At 68.7% G+C, this 13747-nt stretch carries 12 protein-coding genes; 7 read left to right on the top strand and 5 right to left on the bottom strand.

The features are described from left to right. From eno to RIC31_RS10710, 4 genes are read right to left on the bottom strand one after another with little or no spacing between them, the layout of a single operon-like run. Positions 1-1290 carry a phosphopyruvate hydratase gene (gene eno, locus RIC31_RS10725; protein WP_350106435.1) on the bottom strand — a complete coding sequence of 430 codons (1290 nt, stop codon included), beginning with the start codon at positions 1288-1290 and terminating at the stop codon, positions 1-3. Then, positions 1287-2294, bottom strand: coding sequence for a phosphotransferase family protein (locus RIC31_RS10720; RefSeq protein ID WP_350106432.1), 1008 nt, complete (start codon positions 2292-2294; stop codon positions 1287-1289). Before RIC31_RS10720 ends, eno begins: the two co-directional genes overlap by 4 nt. Then, the gene (locus tag RIC31_RS10715) at positions 2291-2797 is read right to left on the bottom strand and encodes a GNAT family N-acetyltransferase (protein ID WP_350106429.1); all 507 of its coding nucleotides are present in this window, start codon (positions 2795-2797) and stop codon (positions 2291-2293) included. Before RIC31_RS10715 ends, RIC31_RS10720 begins: the two co-directional genes overlap by 4 nt. Further along, the gene (locus RIC31_RS10710) at positions 2794-3807 is read right to left on the bottom strand and encodes an iron-containing alcohol dehydrogenase (RefSeq protein ID WP_350106426.1); all 1014 of its coding nucleotides are present in this window, start codon (positions 3805-3807) and stop codon (positions 2794-2796) included. The genes RIC31_RS10715 and RIC31_RS10710 overlap by 4 nt, the downstream gene beginning before the upstream one ends. 360 nt (positions 3808-4167) lie before the next feature. On the opposite strand from RIC31_RS10710, the gene RIC31_RS10705 reads away from it, so the two are divergent. From RIC31_RS10705 to RIC31_RS10680, 6 genes are all read left to right on the top strand, one after another. Beyond that, positions 4168-5865 (top strand): ABC transporter substrate-binding protein, encoded by a 1698-nt coding sequence (locus RIC31_RS10705; protein WP_350106423.1) that lies wholly within the window; start codon positions 4168-4170, stop codon positions 5863-5865. 143 nt (positions 5866-6008) lie between these two features. Next, entirely contained in the window at positions 6009-6941 is a 933-nt protein-coding gene (locus tag RIC31_RS10700) for an ABC transporter permease (protein ID WP_350106420.1), read from the top strand. 10 nt (positions 6942-6951) lie between these two features. Next, the gene (locus RIC31_RS10695; RefSeq protein ID WP_350106417.1) at positions 6952-7848 is read left to right on the top strand and encodes an ABC transporter permease; all 897 of its coding nucleotides are present in this window, start codon (positions 6952-6954) and stop codon (positions 7846-7848) included. A gap of 9 nt (positions 7849-7857) precedes the next feature. After that, complete coding sequence (locus RIC31_RS10690; RefSeq protein ID WP_350106414.1) at positions 7858-9993, top strand: dipeptide ABC transporter ATP-binding protein; 2136 nt, start codon at positions 7858-7860, stop codon at positions 9991-9993. Between the two features lie 486 nt (positions 9994-10479). After that, complete coding sequence (locus RIC31_RS10685; RefSeq protein ID WP_350106411.1) at positions 10480-12366, top strand: glycosyltransferase; 1887 nt, start codon at positions 10480-10482, stop codon at positions 12364-12366. Positions 12367-12390: 24 nt separating this feature from the next. Continuing rightward, entirely contained in the window at positions 12391-12960 is a 570-nt protein-coding gene (locus tag RIC31_RS10680; protein WP_350106408.1) for a class I SAM-dependent methyltransferase, read from the top strand. 114 nt (positions 12961-13074) lie between these two features. Here the strand turns inward: RIC31_RS10680 and RIC31_RS10675 are convergent, their stop codons facing one another. Next, positions 13075-13260 carry a hypothetical protein gene (locus tag RIC31_RS10675; protein WP_350106405.1) on the bottom strand — a complete coding sequence of 62 codons (186 nt, stop codon included), beginning with the start codon at positions 13258-13260 and terminating at the stop codon, positions 13075-13077. A gap of 193 nt (positions 13261-13453) precedes the next feature. On the opposite strand from RIC31_RS10675, the gene RIC31_RS10670 reads away from it, so the two are divergent. After that, positions 13454-13666, top strand: coding sequence for a hypothetical protein (locus RIC31_RS10670; protein ID WP_350106402.1), 213 nt, complete (start codon positions 13454-13456; stop codon positions 13664-13666). The last annotated feature ends 81 nt before the right edge of the window (positions 13667-13747 follow it).

Below are 13747 nucleotides of genomic sequence, written 5' to 3'. Positions count from 1 at the left end.
CTAGCGCCGGCCCCAGGGATAGCGCGACCGCTCCGGCAGCGCGGTCCCGCTCGGCAGTTGCTCGGCCAGCCGCAGGCCTTCGTTCCACTTCGCCATCCGCTCGGACCGGGCGAACGACCCGACCTTGAGCTGCGGGATCGCCCAGCCGACCGCGAGGTGCACGATGGTCGTGTCCTCGGTCTCGCCGGACCGGGCCGAGACGATCGCCCCCCAGCCGGCCTCGCGGGCTGCGGCCAGCGCCGCCGCGGTCTCCGTCAGGGTGCCGATCTGGTTCGGCTTGATCAGGGCGGTGTTGCCGGCGCCGGCCGCCGCCGCCACGGCGATCCGCTCGGCACTGGTGGTAACAAGATCGTCGCCGACGATCTGCACTCCGACCGGCGCCGCCTTGGCGAAAGCCGACACACCGGCCAGGTCGTCCTCGGCCAGCGGGTCCTCGATCGAGACGATCGGATAGCGGTCGAGCCAGCCCAGAAGCATCTCGGACAGGCCGTCGGAATCGACCTCGCGGCCGTCGCGCGCCAGCCGGTAGCGGCCGCCCCGGCCGAAGTCGCTGGCGGCGATGTCGAGGGCGATGGCGACCTCGTCGCCCGGGATCCGGCCGGACCGCTCGATCGCCCGCAGCAGCAGGTCGAGGGCGTCCTCGTTGCCGTCGAACGCCGGCCACCAGCCGCCCTCGTCGGCCACGCCCTGCAGGCGCCCGGCCTCGGCCAGCAGTTCGCCGGCGGCGCGGTACACCTCGGCGGTCCAGTCCAGTGCCGTCGGATAGTCCGGCGCGCCGACCGCGATCACCATGAAGTCCTGCACGTCGACCCGGCGCGCCGCATGGGCGCCGCCGCCGAGGATCTGGATCTCCGGCAGCGGCAGCGGGCCCGGCGTGCCGCCGGCCGCCAGGTAGCGCCACAGCGGGACGCCCTGCGCCGCCGCCGCGGCGTGCGCCAGCGCCATCGAGGTCGCGACCAGGGCGTTGCCGCCGAGCCGCGACTTGTCCGGGCTGCCGTCCAGCGCGATCAGGGCCCGGTCCAGGGCCTCCTGCTCGGACGCCGCCCGGCCGGCCAGGGTCGCGGCGATCGGCCCGTTGACGGCGGCGACCGCATCGCGCACGTCGCGGCCGCCGAAGGCCGGGCCGCCGTCGCGCTTGTCCAGGGCCTCGGCCGAGCCGGTCGAGGCGCCCGCCGGCGCGATCGCCCGCCCGCTCGCCCCGCCGGCGCAGCGGATCTCGACCTCGACGGTCGGTCGGCCCCGGCTGTCCCAGACCCGCCGCCCGATCACACGCTCGATCCGGTCGCTCACCCGCCGATCTCCCTGCTCCAGTCGCTGCGCAGCTCGTCGAGGCCGGACACAGGACGCGCCAGCCAGGCCCGGGCCCGGGCGCGCACCCGCGCGCGCTCACCCTCCCCGGTCAGGTACTCGACCGGCGACTTGCCGTCCACCCGGGCGAGGAACAGCCCGGGCAGCAGCGTCGCGATCCGCGTCTCGAGCGCGGCCGGCGACTCCCAGTCGACCCGCGCCCGGTAGCCCTCCCACAGCGCCCCGAAGGACAGCAGCAGGTCGGCTGCGGCGCGCGGCACCCACAGGGTCTTCAGCAGCAGGTGGTTCAGGCAGAACGCCACGTCGAAGGCCGGATCGCCCCACCAGGCGCACTCGGCGTCCAGCAGGATCGGCCCGTGCGGCCCGACCTGGATGTTCTTCGGGCTGACGTCGCCATGCACCAGGCACAGCCGGGTCGAGGCGGTGCGGGACACCAGGGCCGCCAGCGCTTCGACCCGGTCCGGGTGCGCCCGGGCCGCAGCCTCCAGATAGGGCTCCAGGCGGATCGCGTGGAAGATCGCGTCGGTTTCGAACTCGGCGGCAAGCTCCTGCCGGGCGGCGCTGCCGGCATGGATCCGCCCGAGCCGGTCGCCGACAGCCCAGGCGACGGCCGGGTCGACCACGCCGGCCGCCAGGTCGGCCTTCCAGAGCCGGTGACGGGACGGCTCCAGCCATTCCATCGCGAACAGCCCGGATGCCGGGTCGTGGCCGAGGATCGCCGGCACCGCCTCCGGCACGATCGAGCCGGCGACCCGGAACCACGCCACCTCGTAGACATTGCGCTCGACCGGCGCCCGCCAGTCGGCGGCGACCTTGAGCTTGGCCAGGGCCCGCTTCACGCAGAACGGCCCGCGCGCCGCGTCGACCCGCCAGATGTCAGACGCGACGCCGCCGGACAGCGCCTCGGCCGCCGGGACCTCGCCCGGCAGCAGCAGGCCCATCCGGCCGACCGCTGCCAGCACCTCCGCGGGCAGGCTGTCCGTCATGTCTCGTCCAACTCCCGGATCATCAGCTGAACGGTCTTGCTGCCGTTCTCGGTGTCCTGGGTGCCGACGCCGCGGAAGCCGAGCCGCTCGTGGAACCGCAGCGACCGGTCGTTGGCCGGCCGCAAGTTGACCTCGCAGGCCAGCCGCGGCACCCCGCCGTCGCGCGCCGCCGCCGCCAGATCCGCGTACAGCTGGGCGCCGATGCCGGCCGAGCGCGCCGCCGGGTCGACGACGATGCGGTCGACATACAGGAAGCCGTCATAGCGCCGCTCGAACCAGCGGTAGTTCGGGCTGTCGTAGTCGACCCCGGGTCCGAGCGCGATCATCATGCCGACCGCCGCGTCGCCGAGGACCGCGACCCGGAAATACGGCACCAAGGCCGCGAACCGCTCGAAGTCCTGGCGCCGCAGGGCGTTGACCGCCGGAACGGCGGCGTTGTTGAGCGGCACCAGCGCCTCGAGGTCGCCCTGCCGCACCGGCCGGATCTCCACTCCCGGGCTCATGCCACCCGCCCCTGGCGGCCGCGCCGGCGCGGGGCGTCCGTCCCGTCCAGCCCCGCCGCCGCCGCCACGCCGTCCAGGTCGGCGGCGTCCTCCGGCCCGCAGGCGCTGCGGGCGGCGCGCACCATCCGGGCGTCGGGCGGCGGCGCGTCACCGGGCGGCGGCCCGAGCCGCGCTCGCACGCCGTCGAGCCACGATGCCGGCGCCGCCAGGGCCGCCATGGTCGCCGCGAAGTCGGCACCGGACGCGACCGCCGCCGTCAGGGCGATGCGGCGGCGCGGACCGCCGGCACCCTCGACCGCCGCGGCCAGGCCCAGGGCGGCCCGCATCGGGTCGGCGGCCGCCGCGGCGTCAGCGAGCAGTCCGGCCAGTTCCGGATCCGGCACGCCGGCGTCGGCCGCGATCAGCGCGGCCAGGGCCGCCGACCGCTCCCCGACGGCCGACGGCACCGCGGCGATCAGGTCGGCGGCCAGGATCGCCTCGCCGGGGCGCAGCGCCGGATGGCGGATCGGACGCGCGATCCCGGCGTCGTCGGCGATCCAGGCCGCCGCGCCGACGGCGAGCGCCGCGGCCGGGGTCGCCGGCACGGCCAGCAGCGCCGGAATGCCCGAGGCGTCGACCGGCTTGCCCTCGGCGCCGGGCTCGGCGGCAAGCTCGCGATACGGGCTGCGCTGCGCGGTCATCAGGGCCGCGGCCCTGGCCACCTCCATCGCGACGCCCCCGCCGATCGCGATCACGCAATCGCAGTTCTCGAAGCTGTAGCCCGCCACCGCGTCGGCGACCGCCACCAGGGAGGGGCTGGCGGCACGGTCGAAGGCCCAGACGGCCAGACCCTCGGCCTCCAGCCCGTGCACGATCCCGAGCCCGTGCGGCGTCGCGGTCAGGGAACGCCCGCCGACCAGCATCGGGCGCCGCAGGCGGCGCGACCGGCACCACTCGACGACGGCCGGAACCGCCACCGGCGCCAGCCGCGTCGGCGCCGGCACGCCCCACAGATATCCACAGGCGGTCATCGCCAGATTTCCCCGTTGCAGACAGGACATGAAAGCGGAGATCGAGTGCCCGCGGCAATGGACCTTCGGCACCGGCGGCGCCCCCTCACGCCGTGGTGCATTGACCATTTACCATAACAAATTGACATCTCCCGATGGCCGTCCAATGATTTCGCCGGCAGGCAGCGGCGGATTCGCGATGTGTTCGTCGCTCCGCGGACGGCGCGGGGGACGACGCCGGGGTCGACTGTTGACGCAAAGCAAGATCGATAAAAATGCGTCTGGGCCATCATCTCGGTACTGTCGGGGCCGCCTGGGAGAGGGATTCCCGGGGCTCGTGCCGCGCGGACAACGACAACGAACGGGAGACGGGAGCAGACCATGGACAAGCGCAAGTCGGGGGCCAACCACCCCTACATACCTGAGCTGAAAGAGCAGCTTCGCCGGGGCGAAGTCGATCGCCGGGAGTTCCTGCGGACGATCACGCTGCTCGGCGTGTCGGCGGGGGCCGCCTACGCCATGAGCGGCTCGATCCTCGGCCAGGGCATGACCGCCCCGGCCCGGGCCCAGGGCAAGCCCGGCGGCACCTTCAAGTTCGCCATGAAGGTCCAGGAGATGACCGACCCGGCGACCTTCGACTGGACCGAGAAGTCGAACGTCGCCCGCCACGTCCTCGAATACCTGACGATCACCGGCCCGGACAACGTCACCCGGCCGTATCTCGCGGAGAGCTGGTCGGCGTCGGAAGATCTGAAGACCTGGGAGCTGAAGCTCCGCAAGGGCGTGAAGTGGAACAACGGCGACGAGTTCAACGCCGACGACGTGGTCTACAACTTCACCCGCTGGCTCGACCCGAAGACCGGCTCCTCGAACGTCGGGCTGTTCGCCGCCATGGTCGAGGAAGTCGACACCGGCAAGAAGGACAAGGACGGCAAGGCCGTCATGTCCAAGGTCATGACCAAGGGCGCCGTCGAGAAGGTCGACAGCCACACCGTGCGCCTGCACCTGAACTCGCCGGTGCTGTCGATCCCGGAGAACCTCTACAACTACCCGACCGCCATCGTGCACCGGAAGTTCGGGGAGATGGGCGCCAACCTGTCGAAGAACCCGATCGGCACCGGCCCCTACGAACTCGCCGAGTTCACGGTCGGCAGCCAGGCGATCCTGCGGAAGCGCAAGGACCCGTACTGGGGCGGCGAGGTGTTCCTGGACGAGATCCACTACATCGATCTCGGCGAGGATGCGTCGGCCCAGATCGCGGCGATCGCGTCGGGCCAGGTCGACGGCATCTACGAGGTCGACGTCAGCCAGCTCGACGTCTACGACGCGCTGCCGGGCGTGAAGGTCTACGAGGCGGCGACCGCCCAGACGGCCATCGGCCGCATGAAGGTCACCGAGAAGCCGTTCGACGACATCAAGGTCCGCAAGGCCGTCCAGCTCTGCATGGACACCCCGGAGATCCTGAAGATCGCCTATCGGGGACGCGGGCAGCCGGCCGAGCACCACCACGTGTCGCCGATCCATCCCGAGTACTTCAAGCTGCCGATGCCGAAATACGACCCGGCGGCAGCCAAGAAGCTGCTCGCCGAGGCCGGCTACAAGGACGGCATCACGCTGAAGATCGACTTCGGCCAGACCTCCGGCGCCTGGGAACTGGCGGCGATGCAGGCCTTCAAGGAGCAGTGCGCCCCGGCCGGCATCAACCTCGAGCTCAACCCGGTACCGGCCGCCACCTACTGGGGCATCTGGACCACGACGCCGTTCGGCATGACGTCGTGGACCCACCGTCCGCTCGGCGTGATGGTGCTGAACCTCGCCTATCGCTCGGGCGTGCCCTGGAACGAGGCGAGCTACGCCAACCCGGCGTTCGACAAGGCGCTGGACGAGGCGAGTGCGATCCTCGACGTCACCAAGCGCAAGGCCGCCATGGAGAAGGTCGAGAAGATCCTCCAGGACGACGCGGTCATGGTGCAGCCGATCTGGCGGTCGGTGTTCTCGGCCGCCACCGACAAGGTCCACGGCTACGTCACCCATCCGACCCTGTACCACCAGTGGCACAAGGTCTGGCTCGACGCCTGACCCTCCGAAGCGTCGGCGGGCGGTGCCTCGGCATCGCCCGCCGGTCGCGGGACATGCGATTGCGTGCCTGAGGGGCGCGCCACCGGGGGGCGTCCCCTGCGGCCGGACCGGCCGGAGGCGGGGTGCGGGAGGCGAACCGAGCGATGCTGATTTTCCTGGCCAAGCGACTGGGTTACCTGGCGTTCACCATGCTGGTGGTGTCCGCCCTCGTGTTCCTGGTGCTCGAGCTCGATCCGGGCAACGTCGCCCAGAAGGTTCTCGGCCCCTACTCCAACGACGAGCAGCGCCGGCTCTGGATGGAGGCCAACGGCTACCTCGACCCGGTCCTGCTCCGCTACCTGCGCTGGCTCGGCGACTTCCTGACCGGCGACTTCGGCATGTCGACGCGGTTCAAGGTCCCGGTCGCGGAGATCCTGCTGCCACGGCTCGGCAATACCGCCCTGCTCGGCCTCGGCGTGCTGCTGGTGATGGTGCCGCTGGCCCTGCTGCTCGGCGTGCTCGCCGGCATGAAGGAAGGCTCGCCCCAGGATCGCACGATCTCGGTGTTCTCGATCGCCACCACCTCGATCCCCGAGTTCGCCTCGGGCGTCTTCCTGGTCGGCATCTTCGTGCTGTGGCTCGGCTGGCTGCCCGGCGTCAGCAACATGATCGGCGGCTTCGACCTGGCCCAGATGGTGCTGCCGGTCGCGGCGCTGGTCATGTACGGCTTCGGCTACATCACCCGGATGACCCGCGCCTCGATGGCCGAGGTGATGCAGACCCACTACATCCGCACCGCCGTCCTCAAGGGCGTGCCGCAGCGCCAGGTCATCATGAAGCACGCGCTGCGCAACGCGCTGATCGCGCCGTTCACGGTGATCATGCTGCAGATCAACTGGCTGCTCTCGGGCGTGATCGTCATCGAGTACCTGTTCGCCTACAAGGGCTTCGGGTCGCTGCTGCTGGAAGCCGCCCTGAACAAGGACATCTTCGTCATCGAGGCCTGCACCATGGTGGCGGTCCTGGTCGCCGTCGGCACCCAGACCATCGCGGACATCGGGTACATGTACCTGAACCCGCGCATCCGGTTCAGCTGAGGAGAGCGCGATGGCCGCAAGCACCGAGGCTGCGATCCCGCTGCCCCCGCGCCAGTCCGGGCTGGTCCGGTTCGCCAGGAGCCTCGCCCTGCTGCGCGAGAGCCCGGTCGGCATGGTCGGCGCCGGCATCGTCCTGGCCTGGGCGCTGGCGGCGATCTTCGCGCCGCTGCTGGCGCCGTTCGATCCGAACGCCACCATCCTGCCGTTCCAGCGGCCGGGGGCGGTCGACCCGACGACCGGCCACACCTTCTGGCTGGGCACCGACAAGATCGGCCGCGACATCCTCTCGCGGATCATCTACGGCGGCCGCCGGGTGCTGATCTACGGTCCGATCGCGACCGCCGCCGCCTACGTCGTCGGCATCGCCATGGGGCTGGCGGCCGGTTATTTCCGGGGCTGGTGGGACGCCGTGCTGTCGCGGGTCTCGGACATCGTGCTGTCGTTCCCGATCTTCGTGCTCTACGTGATCGTCATCTCGACCTACGGCGCCTCCGGCCTGAACATCGTGCTGGCGATCATCTTCGCCTCGGCGCCGGGGATCATGCGCATCGTGCGCGGCCTGACCCTCGACCTGCGCAACCGCGACTACGTGGCCGCCGCCCAGACCCGCGGCGAGCACCCGGTCTACATCATGCTGGTGGAGATCCTGCCGAACGCCCGCGGGCCGCTGATCGTCGACGCCTGCCTGCGCCTCGGCTACGTGACCATCACCATCGGGACCCTCGGCTTCCTCGGCCTCGGCCTGCCGCCGCCGGATCCCGACTGGGGCGGCATGGTCAACGAGAACCGCGCCCTGGCCCCGGCCTTCCCGCACATGATCGTCTACCCCTGCCTCGCCATCTCGTCGCTGGTCCTCGGCCTGAACCTGCTGGCCGACGGGTTGCGCGAGATCTCCATCAAGGACTGAGAGGAAGCGATGACGGACGATGCCCGCACGCCGGTCCTGGAGATCGAGAATCTCTGCATCTCCTACTTCACCCGCGCCGGCGAGATCCCGGCGGTCGCCGACTTCAACCTGACGGTCTACGAGGGCGAGAGCATCGGCCTGGTCGGCGAGTCGGGTTGCGGTAAGTCCACGGTCGCGATGGCGATCATGCGCTACCTCGGCTCGAACGGCGGGATCGTCGGCGGCAGCATCAAGTTCAAGGGCCGCGACATCACCCACCTGTCCGACGAGGAACTGCGGAAGATGCGCGGTTCCGAGGTGGCGATGATCTACCAGGAGCCGATGGCCGCGCTGAACCCGTCGCTCACCATCGGCGCCCAGCTCATGGAAGTGCCGCTGATCCACGAGGGGGTGTCCGAGCAGGAGGCCTACGAGCGGTCCCGGCAGATGCTGGCCGACGTCAAGCTGCCCGACCCCGACCGGGTGATGGCCGCCTATCCGCACCAGATCTCCGGCGGCCAGCAGCAGCGCGTGGTGATCGCCATGGCGCTGCTGTCGAAGCCGGCCCTGCTGCTGCTGGACGAGCCGACCACCGCGCTCGACGTGACCGTCGAGGCCGGCATCATCGAGCTGATCGCCGAGATCGCGCAGAAGTTCGGGACCGCCCAGCTGTTCATCAGCCACAATCTCGGGCTGGTGCGCGAGACCTGCGACCGGATCTGCGTGATGTATTCCGGCGAGGCGGTCGAGACCGGCACCATCGCCGACGTCTTCACCCGGATGCGCCACCCCTACACCCGCGGCCTGTTCGGTGCGATCCCGCTGCCGAGCGCCAACAAGAACGACCGGCCGCTGGTCGCCATCCCGGGCCAGCTGCCGCTGCCGCACCAGCGCCCCGAGGGGTGCAATTTCGGGCCGCGCTGCGATTACTTCAGGGAAGGCGTCTGCGCGCCGCAGGCGGTGGCGATGCGCGACGTGTCGGGCGCGGCGAACCCGCACCAGACCCGCTGTGCCCGCTTCGAGGAAATCGACTGGGACGCCCCGCTCGGCACCGGCCAGGTCAACGAGCCGATCGAGCCCGGCGAACTGGTCCTGGTGGTCGACGGCATGCGGAAATACTACGAGCTGCACGACCGCTCGGTGAAGGCGATGCTGTCCGGCGAGGGCGTGAAATACGTCAAGGCCAACGAGACCCTGTCGTTCGACGCCCGCAAGGCCGAGGTGGTGGCGATCGTCGGCGAGTCGGGTTGCGGCAAGTCGACCTTCGCGAAGGTGCTGATGGGCCTGGAGACCGCGACCGAGGGCACCATCACCTTCAACGGCGACGAGATCGAGAGCACCGAGGTGCAGCAACGCCCGCGCGAGCAGGTGGCGTCGATGCAGATGGTGTTCCAGAACCCGAACGACACCCTGAACCCGTCGATGACGGTCGGCGGCCAGATCAGCCGGGTGATCCGCAAGTTCGGGGTCGAGTCCGACGCCGACAAGGTCCACGACCGGGTGATGCGGCTGCTCGACATGGTCAAGCTGCCGCGCGACTTCTATCACCGCCGGCCGCGCCAGCTCTCGGGCGGCCAGAAGCAGCGGGTCGGCGTGGCCCGGGCGTTCGCCGGCAACCCGGCCATGGTGATCGCCGACGAGCCGGTCTCCGCCCTCGACGTGTCGGTGCAGGCCGCCGTCACCGAGCTGCTGATGGAGATCCAGCGCGAGCACGGCACCACCCTGCTGTTCATCAGCCACGACCTGTCGGTGGTCCGCTACCTCGCCGACCGCATCGTGGTGATGTATCTCGGGCAGATCATGGAGCAGGGCACGACCGAGGAGGTGTTCTCGCCGCCCTACCACCCCTACACCGAGGCCCTGCTGTCGGCGGTGCCGATCGCCGACACCACGATCGACAAGCGCAAGATCGTGCTGGAGGGCAACCTGCCGAGCGTCGTGAACCCGCCGGTCGGCTGCCCGTTCCACACCCGCTGCCACCGCAAGATCGGCAAGATCTGCGAGACCACGCGGCCGCCGGTCCTGGTCGACAGCGACACCCACCAGATCGCCTGCCACATCCCGCTGGAGGAGCTGCAGGCGGTGCTGCCGGTGTTCTTCGCGGTCGACAGCGACGGGACGCCCACCGGCGGCGGCGCGCCGGCGGAGAGCACCGCGGGCGGCTGATGTCGGAGAGTCGGTTGCGGGTTGCGCAACCGGTTCGGTGGGATGTCCGGGCGCGGCACCGACCGCGCCGGAGCTGTGCGAACTTCGGGTGTCTCACCACAACCAATCTCTGATATCGTGTCGGGATTACGCAATTCGCGGCTCCCTGATCACAGTGACTATGTGATGCTCAATTTAACACAAATGTTTCAGCAGGCTGAAGCGGCCGTATCCGCCGGAAAGTTACAAGACGCCATAAATTTCCTTCAACGAATATTGCTTTTTTCGCCGGCCAACGGCACTGCCAATGCACTCCTCGCATTTACAATGAAACCGCACGACCAGAACCGATACCCTACACTTCTCCGACGCCTGCGTGTTCTTCAAATACCCGATCAACGTCGCATTTTTTCGGCTGTTGGCCAGTACTATGCAAATCGCGGCAATTTAACAGACGCGATTCGATTTCAGAAAGGCGCGGTACTCACGTCACCGGAGATTTCGCTCTTGTGGCTGTTCCTATCCTTGCTCCAATCTCAAGCGAGCAACAACAAGACAGGCCTGGAAAGGCAATTCGAACGAGCGATCCTGCTGGATCTCCGTAACACCCGGTTTCGACACATCATTGCCGAGATCGCGAGTGCGATCGGCAACCCGTACTGGGCGCGTCGACAAGCCCGATCGGCACTGATCATGGATCCGACGGTAGCGTCGAGCTACTGGTCCCTTTCGATATCCGAGAACGCTCTGCTCAGGCATGAATCGTCGGTTCGGGCCGCGCGCGCCGCAGTGACGTTGACGCCCAAGAACCAGAAGCACTGGGCGCTCTACCTGGAAGTCGCCTCGCAGTTCGACGCGGCGTCGGCGGCCCGAGTCGTCAGAACTCACCTCGGCGTCGAACTCGCGACGGTCGAGTCCGCGGTCCTGCTGGTCAGAACCCTCCGGCAGGCCGGGCAGGCCGACGAGGCACGCCAGCACCTCGCCAGGTATCTGAAGCTGCACGGTCCGGCGCTCCCCGAGTTGTGGGGCGCCCAAGCCGAACTCGACAAGGACCAGGGCCGGGATGATCACGCCTTTCGGAGCGCCCGCCGGGCCGCCGTTCTGGCCCCCGCGAGCAGCGTCTGGAACGGCCTGTGCTACTCGATGTCGCCGCACGACCGGGATCAACGGCTTGCGACCCTGTCGAGGCTGGCCATTTCCAACGCTCCGGGGATCGGCGACGTCTATCGCGCAATCATCCGCCCGACCCCCTCCCGCCAGGACAGAGTCCGCGACCTGATCCGGTTCGGCGCCTCGGGTACCTCGTGGGAAATGGCGAGGAAATCCGCCTTCCTCGCAGCCTTGACCGGCGAGGAATATACCCCGCCATACGAGGACGCGGAGCAGCACGACCGCCTGAATACCCGGCTCGGCGGCGACCTCGACATCTACATCCAGGAAGTCCGCGCGCTGTATATCCACCGGACCGGGCGCTTCGCGCATCCGATCCCACATCTCGGCAATCTTCGCGACCCCGCCGATGCGGTCGCGGACACGGCGGCGGACGGCCTGACGATACTGGTCCCCACCGGGAACCGACTGGCGGATCTGTCCGCGGTGATCGCGAGCTATCTGCCGGCCATCGCCGACGGTGTCCAGTTCGTCTTCTCCGTGTACGCCGACCGGCAGGGCACCGCCTCGTACCTTCGAAGCCGCCTCGGATCATATCCCAACGTCGTCGTGCGGGAGACCGCCGCTGAGCATTTCAGCAAGGCGGCTGCGATCAATGCCGCCGCGTCCTTTGCCACCGGAAGATTTCTGCAACTGCTGGACTGCGACTGCCAGCTGGCACGCCCGGATGCCGCGGCAATCGCGCTCGACCGGTTGCGGCGCGCGCCAAACGACGTCCATTCCTTCGGCTATCGCGGCATGATCGGCCTCCGCCATGCGCTCTTCATGAGAATGGGCATGCTTCCCTCGTTTCTCGTCGACGCGCAGCACGCCCTGTCTGCCCGCCCCGAGGATGGCAAGGTGGAGACCGACGACTTCCTGCTGATCTGCGAGTTTCTCCTGCGCTACCAGACCAGGCACTATTTCTGGGGAAACGCCCGGTTCGAGCAGATCGACCTCGGCGACGACAACTGGTCCGCGGAAATGCGGCCGTCCGAGCAGGAGTACGAGAGCGTATTCTATCACTATGGCGAATACCGCGTGGTCCAGCGCAGCGACCGGTACACCTACCTCAACGACCGGCACATGTACCGTGACCAGTACCTGCTGCGCGGAAACTCCCTGAGGATCGATCCGTTCCTGACCAAGATGCGAAACTACATATACTATCAGGCGCTGGCGCGGCGCGGCGGGAGCCTTTCGCAGGCCTCCGATCTCAGCCGCCCGCTTCCAGCAAAGTCGTGACGAGATCGATGCGGGGGTGCATCCATGAACAAGATGAACGTTGGCGCCGGCGGCCGGTCGATCGACGGCTGGGTCAATCTCGATCTCGAACAGGCCGACGGAACCAATGTCGTCGCGGACCTGCTGGCTCCGCAGGGACTGCCGTTCGCCGACAACACCTTCGACGAGATGCTGATGTCCCACGTGCTGGAGCATCTCGATAAGCCGCTCTTCATCATGGAGGAGCTCCACCGGGTGGCAAAGCCCGGCTGCACCCTGATCGTGCGCGTCCCCTATGGCTCGAGTGACAATGCCTGGGAAGATCCGACCCACGTCCGATTGTACTTCTTCCGAAGCTTCACCTACTTCGAGCAGCCGGTGTACTCTAAGAACGACTACAAATACCGGGGTGACTGGATGACGACCCGGATTCGCCTCAGCCTGGACAAGCGACGCTTCGAGGGCGTTCCGGATTCCGAATTCTCGAACATCATCCACCGCGAACGGAACAACGTGCGCGAGATGGAGGTTGAGCTCCAATGCGTGAAGCCGATCCGCCCGCGCCTGGCAGCCCTTGCGACGAAGCACACCAAGCTGGAATACCTCATGGTCTAGGACCGGCGCGGCAGTGCCGGTTCCGGCGGGCCGCGACGGGAGTCCGGTCAACCACGATCAGTCGGGGCGGGTCGCAGGTTGCGGCCCGCCCCAACGCTTGTGCCCGGCCTCGGGTCAGAAGAAGTCCGTATAGGACAGACCCGCGGTAACGACGCCCTGGAGGGTCAGGATCTGCCCACCACCCAGCGCGATCTGCACGTCCGAACCGACATCGGTCGCCGCCGCCTCCAGCGCGGCCTGATCCGCAAAGCTGGCATCCGTGTCGATCTGATCGGTCCCCGAGACGAAGTCGGCGATCATGTCGTCACCCGATGTTCCGTATAGGGTGGCCATCCGCCCCTCGATACGTTTGGTCGTATTATTATGGTACCTTTCCAGATCAGATTGGTCGCAGTTGGACGATCGCCGACACTCTGCCGCGAGGCGTCTTAACACCTTGTTCACCTGTCCCGGATAAGCTCACCGGCGCCCAAGCAAGGCACGGAGAAATATGATGGCCATCGACGGAATCAGCAGCGGCGTTGCCGGGCTCAGCGTCGCCGGCGTAAAGGCGCAGAACGAGCAGGTTCGCACGCTCGGGGCCGGGTTCTCGCAGCTGCTCCAGGGTGCGGCCGAGATCGCGGGGGGCGCCGCCGCGGCGACGTCCAGCGGCCCGGCACCGTCGATCGACCCGAATCGCGGCCAGACGGTCGACATCCTCGCCTGACGCGATACCGGCCGAAGCGGCCCCGAGATCGATCCCGGAAAAGCAAAGGGCGCGCCGCAGAATGCGGCGCGCCCGTTTCGC

It is taken from the genome of Thalassobaculum sp. (assembly GCF_040219615.1).
Lineage (GTDB): Bacteria > Pseudomonadota > Alphaproteobacteria > Thalassobaculales > Thalassobaculaceae > Thalassobaculum_A.
The sequence above is the reverse complement of the archived record's forward strand: the minus strand, read 5'-3'. Positions and strand labels throughout refer to the sequence as shown.